17 protein-coding genes are annotated in these 17,560 nt (G+C 73.2%); 5 read left to right on the top strand and 12 right to left on the bottom strand.

All coding sequences use genetic code 11. The features are described 5' to 3' along the window. The first annotated feature begins 86 nt into the window (after positions 1-86). The 3 genes from E1285_RS14470 (at position 87) to E1285_RS14460 (ending at position 5,012) form a co-directional block, all read left to right on the top strand. Complete coding sequence (locus tag E1285_RS14470; RefSeq protein WP_243722780.1) at positions 87-1,133, top strand: MoxR family ATPase; 1,047 nt, start codon at positions 87-89, stop codon at positions 1,131-1,133. Positions 1,134-1,206: 73 nt separating this feature from the next. Beyond that, positions 1,207-2,523 carry a DUF58 domain-containing protein gene (locus tag E1285_RS14465; protein ID WP_132152132.1) on the top strand — a complete coding sequence of 439 codons (1,317 nt, stop codon included), beginning with the start codon at positions 1,207-1,209 and terminating at the stop codon, positions 2,521-2,523. Beyond that, on the top strand, positions 2,520-5,012 hold the full coding sequence (locus tag E1285_RS14460) for a transglutaminaseTgpA domain-containing protein (protein WP_243722779.1): 2,493 nt from the start codon (positions 2,520-2,522) through the stop codon (positions 5,010-5,012). Before E1285_RS14465 ends, E1285_RS14460 begins: the two co-directional genes overlap by 4 nt. Before the next feature lie 82 nt (positions 5,013-5,094). On the opposite strand, the gene E1285_RS14455 is transcribed toward E1285_RS14460, so the two are convergent. The 6 genes from E1285_RS14455 to E1285_RS14430 all read right to left on the bottom strand — a co-directional run bounded on the left by E1285_RS14455 (position 5,095) and on the right by E1285_RS14430 (position 9,850). Beyond that, a complete protein-coding gene (locus tag E1285_RS14455; RefSeq protein WP_132152140.1) occupies positions 5,095-5,505 on the bottom strand; it encodes a DUF3040 domain-containing protein in 411 nt (136 codons plus the stop codon). Between the two features lie 147 nt (positions 5,506-5,652). Beyond that, positions 5,653-6,918 carry a DNA polymerase IV gene (locus tag E1285_RS14450; protein ID WP_132152130.1) on the bottom strand — a complete coding sequence of 422 codons (1,266 nt, stop codon included), beginning with the start codon at positions 6,916-6,918 and terminating at the stop codon, positions 5,653-5,655. Positions 6,919-6,923: 5 nt separating this feature from the next. After that, entirely contained in the window at positions 6,924-7,709 is a 786-nt protein-coding gene (locus E1285_RS14445; protein ID WP_132152128.1) for a methyltransferase domain-containing protein, read from the bottom strand. 56 nt (positions 7,710-7,765) lie between these two features. Beyond that, positions 7,766-8,182, bottom strand: a complete 417-nt coding sequence (gene nusB / locus E1285_RS14440; protein WP_132152126.1) for a transcription antitermination factor NusB — start codon at positions 8,180-8,182, stop codon at positions 7,766-7,768. Between the two features lie 2 nt (positions 8,183-8,184). After that, positions 8,185-8,742 carry an elongation factor P gene (efp, locus tag E1285_RS14435; RefSeq protein WP_132152124.1) on the bottom strand — a complete coding sequence of 186 codons (558 nt, stop codon included), beginning with the start codon at positions 8,740-8,742 and terminating at the stop codon, positions 8,185-8,187. 31 nt (positions 8,743-8,773) lie between these two features. Continuing rightward, entirely contained in the window at positions 8,774-9,850 is a 1,077-nt protein-coding gene (locus E1285_RS14430) for an aminopeptidase P family protein (RefSeq protein ID WP_132152122.1), read from the bottom strand. A 144-nt stretch (positions 9,851-9,994) separates the two neighbouring features. Between E1285_RS14430 and E1285_RS14425 the strand changes: the two genes are divergently transcribed. After that, positions 9,995-11,473 (top strand): flavin monoamine oxidase family protein, encoded by a 1,479-nt coding sequence (locus E1285_RS14425; protein WP_132152120.1) that lies wholly within the window; start codon positions 9,995-9,997, stop codon positions 11,471-11,473. 172 nt (positions 11,474-11,645) lie between these two features. Here E1285_RS14425 and E1285_RS14420 read toward each other — a convergent pair whose 3' ends face one another. Together E1285_RS14420 and E1285_RS14415 are read right to left on the bottom strand one after the other, a co-directional pair. Continuing rightward, complete coding sequence (locus tag E1285_RS14420; protein WP_132152118.1) at positions 11,646-12,692, bottom strand: LLM class F420-dependent oxidoreductase; 1,047 nt, start codon at positions 12,690-12,692, stop codon at positions 11,646-11,648. 74 nt (positions 12,693-12,766) lie between these two features. Continuing rightward, a complete protein-coding gene (locus E1285_RS14415; protein ID WP_132152116.1) occupies positions 12,767-13,432 on the bottom strand; it encodes an enoyl-CoA hydratase/isomerase family protein in 666 nt (221 codons plus the stop codon). 170 nt (positions 13,433-13,602) lie between these two features. Between E1285_RS14415 and E1285_RS14410 the strand changes: the two genes are divergently transcribed. Beyond that, positions 13,603-14,181: a TetR/AcrR family transcriptional regulator gene (locus tag E1285_RS14410; RefSeq protein WP_132152114.1), complete on the top strand. Its 579-nt coding sequence runs from the start codon at positions 13,603-13,605 to the stop codon at positions 14,179-14,181. A 92-nt stretch (positions 14,182-14,273) separates the two neighbouring features. On the opposite strand, the gene aroQ is transcribed toward E1285_RS14410, so the two are convergent. The 4 genes from aroQ to aroC are packed head-to-tail and all read right to left on the bottom strand — an operon-like array spanning position 14,274 to position 17,488. Beyond that, positions 14,274-14,717 carry a type II 3-dehydroquinate dehydratase gene (aroQ, locus tag E1285_RS14405; protein ID WP_132152112.1) on the bottom strand — a complete coding sequence of 148 codons (444 nt, stop codon included), beginning with the start codon at positions 14,715-14,717 and terminating at the stop codon, positions 14,274-14,276. Further along, on the bottom strand, positions 14,714-15,787 hold the full coding sequence (aroB, locus tag E1285_RS14400) for a 3-dehydroquinate synthase (RefSeq protein WP_132152110.1): 1,074 nt from the start codon (positions 15,785-15,787) through the stop codon (positions 14,714-14,716). Before aroB ends, aroQ begins: the two co-directional genes overlap by 4 nt. Next, positions 15,784-16,293, bottom strand: coding sequence for a shikimate kinase (locus tag E1285_RS14395; RefSeq protein ID WP_207946594.1), 510 nt, complete (start codon positions 16,291-16,293; stop codon positions 15,784-15,786). Before E1285_RS14395 ends, aroB begins: the two co-directional genes overlap by 4 nt. 16 nt (positions 16,294-16,309) lie before the next feature. After that, entirely contained in the window at positions 16,310-17,488 is a 1,179-nt protein-coding gene (gene aroC, locus E1285_RS14390) for a chorismate synthase (RefSeq protein ID WP_132152106.1), read from the bottom strand. Positions 17,489-17,560 lie beyond the last annotated feature (72 nt).

Here is a 17,560-nt window from a genome sequence, read left to right as displayed (position 1 = left end):
CGGTGGGACCGGTCCGCCGGAACGGGGGCGGGCCCGGCAAGGGGCGTTCGAGCCGACCGCGCGACCGGACGGCTGAGGAGGGTTTGGTGGCAGTAGGCACGCACGGTGAGTCGTTCATGGAGACCGACCCCCCGGCATCCCGCCCAGCCCGTCACGGCGGCACTGGGCGCGAGGAAACGGGGCCGGGGCTCGACGGCCTCGCCCAGGTGGCGAGCAAGATCAGGAGCGCGGTGGAGTCGGTGATCGAGGGCAAGCCCTCGGCGGTGCGGCTCGCGCTGACGGTGCTGCTCGCGGAGGGGCACCTGCTGATCGAGGACGTGCCCGGCGTCGGCAAGACGATGCTCGCCAAGGCGCTCGCGCGCTCGGTCGACTGTTCCGTGCGGCGCGTGCAGTTCACGCCCGACCTGCTGCCCAGCGACATCACCGGGGTGAGCGCCTACAACCAGGAGCTTCGCGAGTTCGAGTTCAAGCCGGGCCCGGTGTTCGCCAACATCGTGGTCGGCGACGAGATCAACCGCGCGTCCCCGAAGACCCAGTCCGCGCTGCTGGAGTGCATGGAGGAACGCCAGGTCACGGTCGACGGCACCACCTACGGGCTGGAGCCGCCGTTCATGGTCATCTCCACCCAGAACCCGGTGGAGATGGAGGGCACCTACGCGCTGCCCGAGGCGCAGCGCGACCGGTTCACCGCCCGGATCTCGATGGGCTACCCCGACCCGGCCGCGGAACTGGAGATGCTGGAGACCCACGGCGAGGTGTCCCCCCTTGAGCGGCTCACCCCGGTCGCCCACGCCGCCGACGTCCGCGACCTCATCACGGTCGTGCGCGGCCAGCACGTGTCCCCCGCGGTGCGCCAGTACGCGATCGACCTTGTCACGGCGACCCGCACCCATCCCGAGCTGCGGCTCGGCGCCTCGCCGCGGGCGACCCTGCAGCTGGTGCGGGCCGCACGGGCGTACGCGGCGCTCGACGACCGCGACTACGTCGTCCCCGACGACATCCAGGAACTCGCCGTCCCCGTCCTCGCGCACCGGCTGCTGCCCACCGCCGAGGCTCAGGTGGAGCGGCGCCGCCCCGAGCAGGTCGTCGCCGACCTGGTGAAGCGCCTGCCGGTCCCGTCCCCCCGGAAGTGACCGTCCCCGCGCGAGCGGCCCTCCCCCCGGAAGCGACCCTTGACCGGAGCTGAGCTTTGACCGGAGCCGAGCCTTGAGACGAGCACTGGCCGGACTCACCACCCGCGGCCGGTCCTTCGTGGCCGCCGGCGGGACCGCGATCGTCTGCGCCTTCGTGCTCGGCGAGCGCGACCTGCTGCGCGCGGGCGTGCTCGTGCTGGTGCTGCCGCTGCTGTGCACGCTGGCGGTATCGCGGACCCGCTACCGGCTGGCGTGCGCGCGGCGCCTCGACCCGCCGCGGCTGCCGGTCGGCCGCGAGGCCCGCGTCGACCTGCGGCTGGAGAACGTGTCGCGGCTGCCGAGCGGGGTGCTGATGGTGGAGGACCGGGTCCCCTACGCGCTCGGCGGGCGCGCCCGGTTCGTCCTGGACCGGATCGAGCCGCACGGCAAGCGCGAGCTCGGCTACCGGATCCGCTCCGACGTGCGCGGGCGCTTCCGGGTGGGCCCGCTGACGGTGCGGCTGGCCGACCCGTTCGGGATGGTGGAGCTGGTCCGCTCGTTCAGCCTGTCCGACACGCTCACGGTGACGCCGACGATCGTCCCGCTGCCGCCCGAGCGGCTCACCGGCGCGTGGACGGGCGGCGGCGACAGCATCGCGCGGGCGGTCTCCACGGCGGGCGAGGACGACGTGACGCCGCGCGAGTACCGGCACGGCGACGACCTGCGCCGCGTGCACTGGCGTTCCACGGCGCGGCACGGCGAGCTGATGGTGCGGCGCGAGGAGCAGCACTTCCAGAGCAGCGGGACGCTGTTCTTCGACACCCGCCGCACCGCGCACTGGGGCGACGGCGCCGCCGGCTCGTTCGAGCAGGCGGTGTCGGTCGCCGCCTCGATCGGCGTCCACCTCGTCCAGACCGGGATCAACATGCGCTACGTCACCGACGCGGGTGAGGCGCTGCCGACCGCGTCCGCCGACGGGGGGTTCGAGGGGCTGCTGCTGGACACCCTGGCGGTGGCGCGCAGGTCCAAGGGCGCTTCGCTGTCGGCGGGGCTCGCGGCGCTGCGCGGCCGGCCGGGCGAGGAGCGCGACGGCGGCGGGCTGGTCATCGCGGTGTTCGGCGTCCTGACCGCCGAGGAGGCGCGGTCGGTCGCGGTGGCGCGGCGCGGTACCGGGACCGGTGTCGCGGTGCTGGTCGAGGGACACGGACGCGGCGGGGGCGCGGCACCGGCGGGCGGTGGCCGGGTGGCCGCGCGGACGGCGGCCGGGCTGCTGCGCGCGGGCGGCTGGCGGGTGGTGATCATCCGGTCGGCGGCGGAGCTGGCCGGGGCGTGGGCGCAGGCCGGCCAGGGCGCCGAGGACTTCGTCAAGGACGGCACGGTCGAGGACGGCACAGTCAAGGACGGCGCATGAGGATCCGGATGACGGTCATGGCGGCGCTGGCGACGCTCGCCGGCTCGATCGGCCTCTACCCCCTGTTCGAGGAGCACGGCTGGTTCTGGGCGGGCCTCGGGGCGGTGCTCGCCGTCTCCGGCGGGGGGCTGCTGTCGCGCCGGCTGCGGCTGCCGGCCCCGTTCAACCTGCTGTTCGGCCTGCTCGCGCTGCTGCTCTACCTCAACCTGGTCTACGCGGCCGACACGGCCTGGCTGGCGGTCATCCCCTCGCCGGAGTCGATCGGCCGCCTCGCCGACCTCAACGACGCCGGATGGCAGGCCGCCAACCGGTACGCGGCGCCCGTCCCGCTGCTGCCCGGCATCTCGATGATGGCCGCCGCAGGCGTCGGGCTGGTCGCGGTCCTGGTCGACCTGCTGGCCGTGCGGCTGCGCCGCACCGCCCCGGCGGGGCTGCCGCTGCTGGCCATGTACAGCGTGCCCGCCGCGGTCCGCGAGGACGGTGTCAGCTGGCTGGCGTTCGGCGTCGGGGCACTGGGCTTCCTCGGGCTGCTGATGGCCGACGCCCGCGAGCGGCTCGGCGGCTGGGGGCGGACGGTGACCACGCGCCGCCGCCAGCGCGAGGTGCCCATGGCGGGCGCCGGGTTCCGCCCGGAGGACACCGCCACCTCGCTGGACGCGGCGGCGCTCGCGGCGAGCGGCCGCCGGATCGCGGCCGTCGCCGTCGCCGTCGCGGTGCTGGTGCCGGCGGCCGTGCCGGGCCTGCACCCTCGCGGCGTGCTCGGGCTGGGCGGCGGCGAGGGCGGCGGCACCCAGACGGTGACCACGCCCGATCCGCTGGTCAGCCTGAAGCGGGAGCTGACCCGGCTCGACGACTCGGTCGTCCTCACCTACCGGACGGACGACCGGCAGGCGCCCGACTACCTGCGCCTGTACGCCCTCGACCGGTTCGACGGCGACCGGTGGACCTACAGCCCCCTCAAGAGCAGCTCCAGGGACCGGCTGACCGGGGACGACCTCCCGCCGCCTCCGGGCCTGACCGTCGCCGACACCCGCGAGGTGACGACCACGGTCGAGGTGCGGCCCGAGGTCAAGAACATGACGTTCCTGCCGGTGCCGTACGCCCCGTCCAGCGTGTCGATCAAGGGCGACTGGCGGGTGCACGACCAGTCGCTGATGGTCTACTCGCTGCGCGACTCCGCGGGCGGGCGCTCCTACACCGTCGAGAGCCTGCGCGCGGAGCCGACGTCCGGCCAGCTCGCCGCCGGCGGCGACTACCCGGCCGACGTCGTCTCGCACTACACGGCGGTGCCCAGGAACATCCCGCGGGAGATCAGGCAGCTCGCACAGCAGGTCACCGACGGGTCGGGGACGGCGCTGTCGCAGGCGGTGAAGCTGCAGCGCTGGTTCACCCAGACCGGCGGCTTCACCTATGACCTGTCCGCGCCGGCGCCGCAGCACGGCAGCGACCTCGTCGACTTCCTCCTGCACAGCAAGCGCGGCTACTGCGAGCAGTACGCCGCGTCGATGGCGCTGATGGCGCGGATCCTCGGCATCCCGTCCCGTGTCGCGATGGGCTACACGCCGGGTAGCGAGGTCAGGCCAGGCGAGTGGGTCGTCCGCTCGCGCGACGCGCACGCCTGGCCGGAGCTGTACTTCCAGGGCAGCGGCTGGGTGCGGTTCGAGCCGACGCCGGCGGGCGCGGCCGGCCAGGGCACCGCCGACGCCCCCGGCTACAGCCTGCCCGCGATCAGCGGCGGCGGCCCCGAGAGCGACACCGCGCCGGCGCCGGAGTCGTCGTCGCAGGCCGAGGACGACGCCGCCGCGCCCACCGCCGGCCCGCAGCACCGGGGCGACACCGGCCCCGAAGGCGCCGCCGCGCCCGAGGACGGCGAGGATGACGGGTTCTCCGCGACGCCGTGGCTGGCGGGCGGACTGCTGGTCCTGCTGCTGATGGCCGTCCCGATGGCCCTGCGCCTCTACACCAGGCGCCGCCGCTGGGCGGCGCTGACGGCGCCGCCCGGCCCGGAGGACCGCCCGGCGGCCGGGCGGCCGCCGGGGCGCCCGCCCGGGGCGGCCGACCGGTCGGGTGCGCCCGATGCCGCGGGCGCCGCGCACGCCGCGTGGCGGGAGCTGCGCGCCGACGCGCTCGACCACGGGCTCGAATGGCGCTCCAGCGACTCCCCGCGCGCCACCGCACGCCGCCTGGGCGAGCTGCTGGAACTGGACGCGGCGGGCGCGCGGGCTCTCACCCGCGTCGCCCGCGCCGAGGAGCTGGCCCGCTACTCCCTGTCCCGCTCCCCCGACCCGCCGGAGCGGCTGCGGGCCGACGTCCGCACGGTCCGCGAGGCGTTCGCTGCGTCGGTGGGCCGCCGGACCCGGTGGCGCGCCCGGCTGCTGCCGCCCTCCACGTTGGCGCAGACGCGGGACACGTTCCATTCGGCCACCGGCCGGGTGCTGGACGTCACCGCCCGCCTGAACGACCTGCCCGCCCGGCTGCGCCGCAAGTAGCCGCAGGTGCCCGGGGGATCATCCCCGGGCACGCGTTCGTCCCGGCCCGCGCGGCGGACCGGGACGAACGGAGAGCGGCGGGTCAGTCGCCTTCGGTGCGGCGGCGCCAGCGCTCTTCCATGCGTTCCATGAAACCCGCCTTGGCGGGCTTGGCGGGGTCGGCCTGCCGGCCGTCACCGCCCTGCGGGGGCGCGGCCTCGTCTCCGACGCCCGTCATCCGCTTCCAGCTCGTCAGCGCCCAGACGCAGCTCACCACCATGAGGAGGAAGCCGGTCACGCTGACCGCGATGGTGGCGGTGCCCGCGTTGATCACAAGACCGGCCATCAGGGTGCAGACGCCCACGACGAAGCCGAAGGCGGCCTTGACGATCCGGCGCTTGTAGTGGACCTGAGGGTTGGTCGAGCGAACCGCGTGAGCGAACTTGGGATCCTCGGCGTACAAAGCCGATTCGATCTGTTCGAGCATGCGCTGCTCGTGCTCAGAGAGCGGCACGGCACCTCCCAACGACAGCCCCACGGCGGGGTATCCGATGCAGGACGCGAACCTCAACGGTGATATGCCCAGAATACGAGCACTGTCGAGCGTACGAAAGCGAACGGCCCGCCGAGGGCCCGGCGCCGGTCACCTCACAGCCATCTTTCATTGTCTTCCGTCCCTGCCGTCACGTCCGTCACCATCGGCTGCACGCCGGACGAGCGCGGCGGGGCGGACCGCACCGCGACCGAACCGGTGAGCGACCTGATCCATGGCACGCTCGGCCTCACGCCAGCCGCTTTCCGGCTCGTCCAGGGCGAGCTGACGGGGGGCCTCGCCGGCGGGACCCAGGTTCTCCACCCGGACCCCGACCAGTCGGAGACGTACCCGATCCAGCCCCGCGCCCTCATAGAGGGCGCAGGCTGTGATATAGATCACACGGGCGAGATCGGTCGGCTCGTCCAGCGTCCGCGCCCGCGTGATCGTCTTGAAGCTCGCCATCCGCAGTTTGACGCTCACCGTCCGACCGGCGTTCCCGCTCTCGCGCAGCCTCGCGCCGACCTTCTCCGAGAGCCGCAGCAGCTCCCGGCGGATGACCTCCGGGTCGTCGATGTCGGTGTCGAACGTCTCCTCGGCGCCGATGCTCTTGTCGGGCGTGTGGGGGACGACCTCGCGGGGGTCGCGGCCCCAGGCCAGCTCGTGCAGATGGGCGCCCAGCGCGTTGCCCAGCTCCCGCTGCAGCGTGCTCAGCGGCACCTGAGCGAGCTGCCCGACGGTCCGCAGCCCCAGGCGGGTCAGCGCCTGCTCCGTCCGCTCCCCGACGCCCCAGAGGGACGCGACGGGCAGCGGGTGGAGCAGGTCGACGGCGCCGTCCGCGGGGACGACGAGCAGCCCGTCGGGTTTGCACAGCGTCGAGGCCAGCTTGGCGATGAACTTGGTGCTCGCGACGCCGACCGAGCAGGTGATCCCCTGCTGGTCCCGGACCTGCTCCCGGATCATCTCCGCGATCACGGCGGGCCGGCCGAGCCGCCGCCCGGCGCCCGCCACGTCGAGGAACGCCTCGTCCAGCGACAGGCCCTCCACCAGCGGCGTGACGGAGCGGAAGATCTCGAACACCGCCGCGGACACGCGGGAGTACTTGCCGTGGCTCACCGGCAGGACGACCGCCCGCGGGCACAGCCGCCGCGCCCGGGTCATCGGCATCGCCGAGTGCACGCCGAACCGGCGGGCCTCGTAGGACGCCGCCGACACCACCCCGCGCGGCCCCGCGCCTCCCACGATGACGGGGCGGCCCCGCAGCTCCGGCCGTTCCAGCAGCTCGACGCTGACGAAGAAGGCGTCCATGTCCACGTGCAGGATGGAGCATCCGGTGTCGTCGGCGGGCGGGCCCGGCTGCGGCCCCGGCCGGTGCAGCTGCTGCTTGCGACTCACGGCCGCTACCCGGCCGGCTTGTCGGCCACCAGATGCAGCTGGGTGGCGAGATCGCGCAGGACGGGGTGGACGGCCGCGACGGACTCCAGGGCGATCAGCGCGTCGGCCGAGTCGGCGTCGCCGTCCAGCATGCCGCCCGGCACCAGGTCGGCGAAGATCCGTACGCCGTGCAGCTCGGCGACCCGCAGGTTCGCGCCCCGCACCAGCGACGACAGCGTCTCCCTGGTGAACCGGCGGGGCATCCGGTCGCTCTCGCCCCACCGTCCGGACGGGTCGGTCAGCACCTGGCGCGCGTCGTCGAAGTGCCCGGACACCGCGCGGTGCAGCGCGGCGGCGATCTGGCCCGCGACCAGGATGCTGACCGAGCCGCCGCCACGGACGGTGCCGGTCAGCGCCGCCATCGCCGCGCCGGGATCGTCGACGTACTCCAGGACGCTGTGGCACAGCACCAGGTCGGCGGCGTCCGGGCCCAGCAGGTCGGGCAGGTCGACGGCGTCGCCCTGCACGGCCCGCACGCTCACCCCGGACTCGGCGGCGCGGCGTTCCAGCGCCGCCAGCGCGTCGGGGTTGGAGTCGACCACGGTGACCCGGTGCCCGAGCTCGGCGAGGGGCACCGCGAAGCCGCCGGTGCCGCCGCCGACGTCGACGACCTCGCTCTGGCCGGCCTCCGGGGCGATCCGTTCGAGGACGGCGCGCAGCGCCTCCCACAGAACCGCGCTGCGCACACGGGTGCCGCCCCGCACCCGCTTCTGCTGCCGGCCGGTCACCGCCGCTCCCCTAACGTCGCTCATCCTTGTCCAGCCTAGTCGCCCGCGGTGCCGCGCCGTGGGGCGGAACGGCAACGCGGCTACAGGGAGAGCGAGGGCTTCAGTTGCTGGAGGCGGGAGAGGAGGCCGTTGACGAAGCGCGGGGACTCGTCGGTGGACAGCTCGGTGGCCAGGCCGACCGCCTCGCTGACGGCGACGCCGTCGGGAACATCGTCGACCCACAGCAGTTCGAACGCGCCCATCCGGAGGACGTTGCGGTCGACGACCGGCATCCGGTCCAGCGTCCAGCCGGTGGCGTAGGTGGCGATCAGCTCGTCGATGCGTTCCCGGTGCTCCTGGACGCCTTCGATAAGCCGTACGGCGTGCGGGTACTCGGCCAGCTCGTCCTGGTTGGGACGGCCCCGGCCGGCGAGCACCGCGGTCGGCTCCTCCTCCCGCAGCTCCGCCGCGAACAGGATGTCCAGCGCCAGCTTGCGTGCTTTCGTCCGAGCGCCCATCCTCAGCCGCGGCCGAGGTACTCGCCGGAACGGGTGTCGACCTTGACCTTCTCGCCCGTGGTGATGAACAGCGGCACCTGGATCTGCGCGCCGGTCTCCAGGGTGGCGGGCTTGCTGCCGCCGGTGGAGCGGTCGCCCTGCAGGCCGGGCTCGGTCTCGGTGATCTCCAGCACGACGGCCGCGGGCAACTCGATGTACAGGGGGTTCTCGTTGTTGAAGGCGATCGTGACGTTCTGCTCGGGGAGCAGGAAGTTCGCCCCGTCGCCGACGACCCCGGCGGGGATGTTCGGCTGGTCGTAGGTCTCGGTGTCCATGAAGACGAAGTCGTCGCCCTCGCGGTAGAGGTACTGCATCTCCCGCTTGTCGACGCTGGCCACCTCGACCTTGGTCCCGGCGTTGAAGGTCTTGTCGACGACCTTCCCTGACAGCACGTTCTTGATCTTGGTACGGACGAACGCGCCGCCCTTGCCGGGCTTGACGTGCTGGAATTCCAGGACGGTCCACAACTGGCCGTCGAGGTTCAGCGTCATGCCGTTCTTCAGGTCGTTCGTCGTCGCCACTGCGTTGTTCTCCCGGTCGCGGGCCCGCGCGTCAGAGCACGAGCAGGTCCTTGGTCGTTGTAGTGAGGAGCTCCGGGCCGTCCGCCCGGACCACGAACGTGTCCTCGATGCGGACCCCGCCCCGGTCCGTGAGGTAGACCCCCGGCTCCGCCGTGATCGGAACTCGGTCCATCAGCCTACCGGTCTTGTCGTACCCCATGAGCGGAGCCTCGTGGATCTCCAGGCCGACGCCGTGCCCGAGGCCGTGGGTGAACGCGTCGCCGTGCCCGGCGGCCTTGATGACGTCGCGGGCGGCGGCGTCGACGTCCTTGGTGTCGGCGCCGGGGACTGCGGCGGCCAGGCCGGCGGCCTGGGCGCGGTGGACGAGGTCGTAGACGTCGCGCTGCCAGCCGGCGGGCTCGCCGATCGCGACGGTGCGGGTCATGTCGGCGTGGTAGCCGCCGTACCGGGCGCCGAAGTCCATGGTCACCAGGTCGCCGCGCTGGAGCTCGCGCCCGCCCGGATGGTGGTGCGGGACGGCGCCGTTCGGCCCGGACGCGACGATCGACTCGAATGCGGGGCCGTCGCCGCCGAGGTCCACCATCGCCCGTTCGAGCGCGATGGCGACGGCCCGCTCGGTGACGCCGGCGCGGATCCCGGGGAGGACGGCCTCGAACGCGCGGTCGGTGATCGCGCACGCCTCGCGCAGCAGCGCGATCTCCTCCTCGTCCTTGATCTGGCGGAGCCCCTCGACGAGATGACCGGACGCGGTCAGTTCGATCGCCGCCTGGTCGCGGAGCGCGGCGTGCTGCTCCACGGTGATGTCGTGGGCCTCGAAGCCGAGCCGGCCGTGACCGTCCGCGGCGGCCCTGGTCACCAGCGCCGCCGCCACCTGCCGGTCGACGATGACGGGGAGTTCGGGGCAGACCCGCGCGGCCATGCCGGCGTACCGGCCGTCGGTCGCGAGCACGGCCTCGCCGCCGGCCGCGACGAGCAGCGCGGCCCTGGAGCTGTCGAGGCCGGTGAGGTAGCGGACGTTGACCAGCCGGGTCACCAGCAGGGCGCCGGCGTCCCGCTCGGCGGCGAGCGCGGCCAGCCGGCGTCGCCGGGCGATGTGCGTCTCCCCCATGTCCAGGACTCTAGGGCACGGCGGTGGACTCGGCGCGATCACAAAACATGAAGAACCCTCGACTTTATCTCCGGGCTGGCTTAGCGTGACCGACCGTTGGATCTTCGTCCCCCCGCTCTTGGACTTCCCCCAGGAGGGATCCCAGTGACCCGAGTCAGCCGCCGCAGACTGCTCGGCACAGGCGCGCTCACCGCCGCCGGAGCCGTCGTCTCCGCGTCCGCGGCGCCGTCCGCCGCCGCCCGCACCGCGCCCGCCACCGCCGACGTGGTGATCGTCGGCGCCGGCCTGTCCGGCCTGACCGCGGCCCGCGACCTCGTCGCGGCCGGGCGGTCGGTGATCGTCCTGGAGGCCCGGGACCGGCCCGGCGGGCGCGTCTACGGCCTGCCGCTCGGCGACGGCACCACCACCGAGGGCGGCGCCGAGTTCATCGGCCCCACCCAGGACCGCATCACCGCGCTCACCCGCGACATGGGCGTGGAGACCTTCAAGACCTACAACACCGGCAAGAACGTCTACTACCGCAACGGCACGCGGTCCCTGTACGAGACCGACGGCATCCTCGGCGCGGTGCCGCCGGACTGGGGCGTCATCGACCTGCAGATCGCGCTGTTCAAGCTCGGCGACATGATCAAGGACGTGCCGGTCGGCGAACCGTGGAAGGCCCCGAAGGCCGAAGAGTGGGACGCCCAGACGTTCTACACCTGGTCGCGGTCGAACTCGCTGAGCAGCGGGGCGCGGTTCCTGATGGACGCGTTCGCCTCCTCCACGCTGTCGATGCGCTCGCAGGAGGTGTCGCTGCTCTACCTGCTGCACTACGCGGCCGCCGCGGGCAACGAGAGCACCCCCGGCACGATCGACCGGCTGATCAACACCAAGGACGGCGCGCAGGAGTCCCGGTTCGCCGGAGGCCCGGAGCAGGTGCCGATCCGGCTGGCGGCGAGCCTGGGCGACATCGTCCGCTACAACGCGCCGGTCCGGTCGATCGTCACCGGCTCGGGCGGCGTCACCGTCAACGCGGACGGGATCACGGTGTCCGCCGAGCGGGTCGTGGTCGCGATGTCCCCGGCGATCGCCGGAAGGATCGACTACTCGCCGGCGCTGCCCGCGAGCCGGGCGCAGCTGACGCAGCGCTATCCGATGGGCTCGATCGCCAAGTTCATCGGCGTCTACGACACCCCGTTCTGGCGGGCGGACGGCCTGACCGGGCAGTCGATCGCCGACAGCGGGGCCATCGACGCGACGTTCGACAACAGCCCGCCGGACGGGTCGCGCGGCATCCTGATGGGCTTCATGAACCAGGCCAACATCAGGAAGCTCGACGGCGCGCCGGAGAGCGAGGTGCGGGCCGCCGGGCTCGACTCGTTCCGGAAGCTGTTCGGCGACAAGGCCGCCGCCCCGCGGGCCACGGCGATCCAGCGGTGGGACAACGAGACGTGGAGCGGCGGCGGCCCGACCGGCATCGCCCCGCCCGGCGCGCTCACCGCCTTCGGCCCGGCGCTGCGGGCGCCGTGCGGCCCGATCCACTGGGCGGGCACCGAGACGTCCGACTACTGGACGGGCTACATGGACGGGGCCGTCCGCTCCGGCGAGCGCGTCGCCAAGGAGGTCCACGCCGCCCTGTGACGTGCGGGCCGTGTGACGTGCGGGCCGTGTGACGTGCGGGCCGTGTGACGTGCGGGCCCCTGTGCTGCGTGTGCGGGTCACCGGCGCCTGACGGGCGTGGTCCGGCCGCTGTCGCGCAGTGGCCGGACCACGTTCGTCCGTCGGCTCCGGGCGGGGCGTCCCGCGCCCGTGCCTACAGGTCGGCGGCCATCTCCTTGACCTTCTCGATGAGGGCCAGGCGGCCCTTGTGGTCGCCCGCGATCGGGGAGACGTTCAGCGTGGTGACGCCGGACTCCTTCATCGCCGCGAGCCGCTCGCGCACGTGGCCCTCGGAGCCGATGAGCGACATCTTCTCCAGCAGCTCGTGCGGGACCTTCGCGGCGGCCTCGTCCTTCTTGCCGTCCAGGTACAGGTCCTGGATCTCCTCGGCCTCCTTCTCGAAGCCGTACCGGCGGGCGAGGTCGTTGTAGAAATTCTTGCCCTTGGCGCCCATGCCGCCGATGTACAGCGCGGCCATCGGGCGCCCGAACTCCAGGTAGCCCTGCACGTCGTCGCCGATGGCGAGCGTCGACTGCCCGACCACGTCCAGCTCGCCGAGGGCCGGGTCGCGCTTGGCCTTCCCGGCGGCCAGGGACGCGCCCCAGACCTCCTCGGCCTTCTCCGGCATGTAGAAGATCGGCTCCCAGCCGTTGGCGATCTCGGCGGTCAGCTCGACGTTCTTCGGGCCGATCGCGGCGACCATGACCGGGATGTCGGCCCGCACCGGATGGTTGATGATCTTGAGGGCCTTGCCGAGGCCGGTGCCCTGCCCCGCCGGCAGCGGCAGCTTGTAGTACTTGCCGTCGTGCTGGACGCGCTCGCGCCGCCAAGTCTTGCGGCAGATCTCGATGATCTCGCGGGTGCGGCCGAGCGGCGCGGTGTAGGGCACGCCGTGGAAGCCCTCGATGACCTGAGGGCCGGACGCGCCGATGCCGAGCGTGAACCGCCCGTCGGAGATGTAGTCCAGCCCCGCGGCGGTCTGCGCGATGGCGGTCGGCGTCCGCGAGTAGATGTTGAGGATGCCGGAGCCGATCTCCACCCGCTCGGTCCTGGCGGCGATGTAGCCCATCTGGCTCACCGCGTCGAAGCTGTACGCCTCCGGCACGTAGACGATGTCGAGGCCGGCCTTCTCGAAGTCGGTCAGCTCCTCGACGGTCTCCTTGAAACCGCCCGCGTAGTTGAGCCCCATCCCGATGCGCATCGGCACCCCTTCCCGTAACCGAATCGGATTCCAGTCGAACGTAACCTACTCCGGCGGCCGTCCCGCGGCGAGGGTCAGGGCAGGACCGGGCCGTTCAGCGCGTCGAGCGCCGGCCGGTACAGGTCCGCGCGGATCTTCCCCACGGTCTTGCCGTTCTTGCCCGCCATGGACGCCGCCCACTCGACGGCCGCGGGCAGGACCTCCTCCTCGGCCGCGGTGCGCTGGACGATCCCGGCCTCCTCCGCCTGCGCGGCCGTGTACCGGCGGCCGGTGACCATCGCCTCGTGCGCGGTCCGCTTCGGCAGCCGCGCCTGGATCAGCGCGTTCATCCCGGGCGTGAACGTCATCCCGAGGTCGACCTCGGGCAGGCAGAAATAGCCCCGGTCCGTCCGCATGACGGCGAAGTCGTGGGCGAGGGCCAGCATCCCGCCGCCCGCGAAAGCGTGCCCGTTCAGCGCCGCGACCGTGGGCATCGGCAGCGACAGGACGCGTGCGAACAGGCCGTGTATCCGGCGCAGGTAGTCCTCGAACCTGTCCTCGTTGGCGCCGAGCCAGTCGAGATCGAGGCCGTTGGAGTAGAACTTGCCGGTCCCGGCGGTGACCAGGGCGGCAGGCCCGTCGTTCTTCTCCAGCGTGTCGAGCGCGGCCTCGGCCGCGTCGAGGAAGCCGGGGCTGAAACGGTTCTCACCCGCGTCGAACCGCAGGACGTAGACGTCCCCGTCGCGCTGGAGATCGATCACGGCAGTCTCCTTCGTCAGTGCCTGAGCCGACCCTACTCGCGGGTAGCAGGCAGGGGACACCATGCGCCCGATGGCCCCCCATTCGGTATGACGTCCGGCATAAGCAAGATTCTCTATGACGATTGTCATGGTCAATGCGAAGAGCTTATGATGAATGTCATAATCGGGCCATGGGGACGGACAGCCGGGAACGCATGGTGCGCAGTGCCGCCTACCTCTTCCGCGAGCGCGGCTACAGCGGCACCGGGTTCCGCGACGTCATCGCGCACAGCGGCGCGCCGCGCGGCTCGATCTACCACCACTTCCCCGCCGGCAAGGCGCAGCTCGCCGAGGAGGCCGTCCGCTACGCCGGCGACTTCCTCAACGCCGGCATCCTCGCCGCCACCGAGGGCGGCGATCCCGCGTCCGCCGTGGACGCGTTCGTCTCCTGGTGGCGGCAGGTCCTGATCAAGAGCGGGTTCCGCGCGGGCTGCCCGATCGTGGCGGTCACCGTGGAGTGCCACGACGACGCGCCGCAGCTCGCCGCGGCGGCCGCCGCGGCGTTCGACCGCTGGCAGGACACCCTCGCGACCGGCCTCGGCAACGCCGGCCTCGCCGACGACCGCGCCGCCCGCCTGGCCCGCCTGACCGTCGCCGCCGTCGAGGGCGCCACGATCCTGTGCCGCGCCCACCGCGACGTCGCGCCCCTCGACGACGTCGTCGCCGAACTCAAGGACATGACCCGCAGGGCCGTCCAGGAGGCCCGGTAGCCCCCGTGGTCAGGAGTACCGGGTGGTCAGGAGTACCGGGTGGTCGGGCGTTCCGGGCGGTCGGGCGTTCCGGCGGCCGGGCGCCGGCGCGGTCAGGACTCCCCGGCGGTCAGCTCCGCGACCGCCTGGAGGGCGAGGACGTAGGACATCACGCCGAAGCCGGCGATGGTGCCCGTCGCGACGCCCGCGACGACGGAGGTGTGGCGGAAATCCTCGCGGGCCGCCGGGTTCGTGATGTGCACCTCGATGAGCGGCGCGGTGCGCTGCGCGAGCGCGTCGCGCAGCGCGTAGGAGTAGTGCGTGAAAGCCGCCGGGTTCAGCACGACCGGGACGCGCTCGTCGGCGGCCTCGTGCACCCAGCTCATCATCTCGGCCTCGTCGTCGGTCTGCCTGACCTCGACGTTCAGGTCCAAGCGGCGGCCGGCGTCCCGGCAGAGCTCGGCCAGGTCGTGGAACGTGGTCGTCCCGTACTTGTCGGGTTCGCGGACGCCGAGGCGGTGCAGGTTCGGTCCGTTCAGGACGAGCACGCGGGTCATGGGGCGATCTCCCGGTAGGCGGCGGCGAGCAGTTCCTCGTCGGGGCCTTCGAGGCGGCCCGGTTCGGCGATGCCGTCGAGGACGACGAACCGCAGCGTGGCGCCCCGCGACTTCTTGTCGATGGTCATGGCGGCGCGCAGGCCGGGCCAGTCGGCGGCGTAGGAGACCGGCAGGCCGACGGAGGCGAGCACGTCCCGGTGCCGCCGGACGGCACCGGACGGCAGGCGTCCGGCGAGGCGGGCCATCTCGGCGGCGTAGACCATGCCGATGGCGACGGCGTGGCCGTGCCGGAACCGGTAGTCCTCGGCCTTCTCGATGGCGTGCGCGAGCGTGTGGCCGTAGTTGAGGATCTCCCGCAGGCCGCTCTCCCGCAGGTCCGCGGACACCACGTCGGCCTTGACCCGGACGGCGCGCTCGACCAGTTCGCGGGTGTGGGGGCCCTCCGGCGACGCCGCGCCCGCCGGGTCGGCCTCGACCAGCTCCAGGATCTTCGGGTCGGCGATGAACCCGGCCTTGATGATCTCCGCGAGGCCGCTGATGTAGTCCTCGCGGGGCATCGTCATCAGCGTGGCCAGGTCGCACAGCACCCCGGCGGGCGGATGGAACGCGCCGACGAGGTTCTTGCCCTCGGGGACGTTGATACCGGTCTTGCCGCCGACCGCGGCGTCGACCATGCCGAGCAGCGTCGTCGGGACGAGCACGACCCGCACGCCGCGCAGCCACGACGCCGCCGCGAACCCGGCGAGGTCGGTGGTCGCGCCGCCGCCGACGCCGACGACGACGTCCGTCCGGGTCATGCCGGACCGGGCGAACGACGACCAGAGCCCGGCCAGGACACCGGCCTCCTTGGCGGCCTCGCCGTCCGGGACGGGCAGCGCGTGGACGGTGTATCCGGCCCGCTCGAGGGCACCGCACACCGGGCGGGCGATCTCCGGGAGCCCTTCGGCGTGCACGACGGCGACCGTCCGGGCGCGATCCCCGACCATGCCGGGCAGCTCACCGAGGACGCCCGTCCCGATGACGACGTCGTACGGGTCGGCGCCGCCGACACGCACCCGCGCCTGCGTCACGCCGCGCCCTCCAGGGCCTCGGCGATCTCCTCGACGACGTCGGAGGGCTCGCGGCCGTCGGTCTCGACGCCGACCGTGCCGAGCCGCTCGTAGATCGGCAGGCGCTCCTCCAGGAGCTTGCGCATCTGGCTGCGCGGGTTGAGGACCAGCAGCGGGCGCGCCGACGCGAGCCCCACCCGCTTGATCGCCTCCGACAGCCCGACCCGGAGGTAGACGACGGTGTGCCCGGCGAGCAGCTCCTGCGTCTCCTCCGCCAGGACCGCGCCGCCGCCGAGCGCGACGACGCCCTCGTGCTCGGCCAGCGCCGCCGCGACGGCCGCGCGTTCCAGCTCGCGGAACCGCTCCTCGCCCTCGTCGATGAAGATCTCCCCGACGGGCTTGCCCGCCGCGCTCTCGACGTCGGCGTCGGTGTCGCGCAGGGCGACGCCGAGGCGCCGCGCGAGCGCGTCGCCGATCGTGGTCTTGCCGGAGCCGGGCGGCCCGATGATGACGGCCTTCGGTCGCATTCTCAGCGTGTCCAGTTCACTTGATGGTCAGCGAGGACACGTATCCCCGCAGATTACGGGCGGTCTCCTCGGCCGAGTCGCCGCCGAACTTCTCCAGCGCCGCGTCCGCGAGGACCAGCGCCACCATCGCCTCGGCGACGACCCCGGCGGCGGGGACCGCGGTGACGTCGCTGCGCTGGTTGATGGCCTTGGCGGGCCCGCCGGTCTTCACGTCGATGGTGTCGAGGCGGCGCGGCACGGTCGAGATCGGCTTCATCGCGGCCCGGACGCGCAGCGCCTCGCCGGTGGTCATGCCGCCCTCGACGCCGCCGGCCCGGTTCGTCCGCCGCCGGACGCCTTCGGGCGTGCCGTCGATCTCGTCGTGCGCCCGGGACCCGGGACGCCGCGCGGTGGTGAACCCGTCGCCGAGCTCCACGCCCTTGATCGCCTGGATGCCCATGAGGACCCCGGCGAGCCGCGAGTCGAGGCGGCGGTCCCAGTGGACGTGGCTGCCGAGACCGGGGGGCAGCCCGTAGGCGAGGACCTCCACGACGCCGCCGAGGGTGTCGCCCGCCTTCTTGTTCTCGTCGATGTGCGCGACCATGGCCGCCGACGTCTCCCGATCGAAGCAGCGCACGGGGCTCTCGTCCACGCGGGCGAGATCGCCGGGCTCGGGCAGGACGCCGTCGGGCGCCGCGACCTCGCCGAGCGCGATCACGTGGCTGAGCACGTCCACGCCGAGCGCCTGCTTGAGGAACGCCTTGGCGACCGTCCCGAGCGCGACCCGCGCGGCGGTCTCCCGCGCGCTCGCCCGCTCGAGGACGGGCCGGGCGTCGTCGAAGCCGTACTTCTGCATGCCGACGAGATCGGCGTGGCCGGGCCGCGGCTGCGACAGCGGCGCGTTCCTCGCCTGGGCCGCGAGGACGTCGGCGTCCACGGGGTCGGCCGACATGACCGTCTCCCACTTGGGCCACTCGGTGTTGCCGACCTCGATCGCCACCGGCCCGCCCTGCGTCACCCCGTGCCGGACGCCGCCGATGATCGTCACCTGGTCCTGCTCGAACTTCATCCGGGCGCCCCGCCCGTGGCCGAGCCGCCGGCGGCGCAGTTCCTCGGCGATCTCCCCCGAGGTCACGCGCACACCGGCCGGCAGCCCCTCCACGATCGCGGTCAGGGCCGGGCCATGGGACTCCCCCGCGGTCAACCAGCGCAGCATGCCTAGATCCTATTGACTCCCCGCACCCGCCCGTGCCGCCGTCCACCATCTGAGAGACTCGTCCGCGGACCT

This window comes from Actinomadura sp. 7K507, from assembly GCF_004348425.1.
GTDB lineage: Bacteria > Actinomycetota > Actinomycetes > Streptosporangiales > Streptosporangiaceae > Spirillospora.
The sequence above is the reverse complement of the archived record's forward strand: the minus strand, read 5'-3'. Positions and strand labels throughout refer to the sequence as shown.

Excerpts from the sequence above, each read along its gene's own strand:
- aroQ (WP_132152112.1), bottom strand. The coding sequence starts at position 14,717 with ATGACCCGCGTGCTCGTCCTGAACGGACCGAACCTGCACCGCCTCGGC.
- E1285_RS14445 (WP_132152128.1), bottom strand. The coding sequence starts at position 7,709 with ATGAGCGACGTTAGGGGAGCGGCGGTGACCGGCCGGCAGCAGAAGCGG.
- E1285_RS14410 (WP_132152114.1), top strand. The coding sequence starts at position 13,603 with ATGGGGACGGACAGCCGGGAACGCATGGTGCGCAGTGCCGCCTACCTC.
- E1285_RS14460 (WP_243722779.1), top strand. The coding sequence starts at position 2,520 with ATGAGGATCCGGATGACGGTCATGGCGGCGCTGGCGACGCTCGCCGGC.
- aroC (WP_132152106.1), bottom strand. The coding sequence starts at position 17,488 with ATGCTGCGCTGGTTGACCGCGGGGGAGTCCCATGGCCCGGCCCTGACC.
- nusB (WP_132152126.1), bottom strand. The coding sequence starts at position 8,182 with ATGGGCGCTCGGACGAAAGCACGCAAGCTGGCGCTGGACATCCTGTTC.
- E1285_RS14420 (WP_132152118.1), bottom strand. The coding sequence starts at position 12,692 with ATGCGCATCGGGATGGGGCTCAACTACGCGGGCGGTTTCAAGGAGACC.
- E1285_RS14430 (WP_132152122.1), bottom strand. The coding sequence starts at position 9,850 with ATGGGGGAGACGCACATCGCCCGGCGACGCCGGCTGGCCGCGCTCGCC.
- E1285_RS14395 (WP_207946594.1), bottom strand. The coding sequence starts at position 16,293 with ATGCGACCGAAGGCCGTCATCATCGGGCCGCCCGGCTCCGGCAAGACC.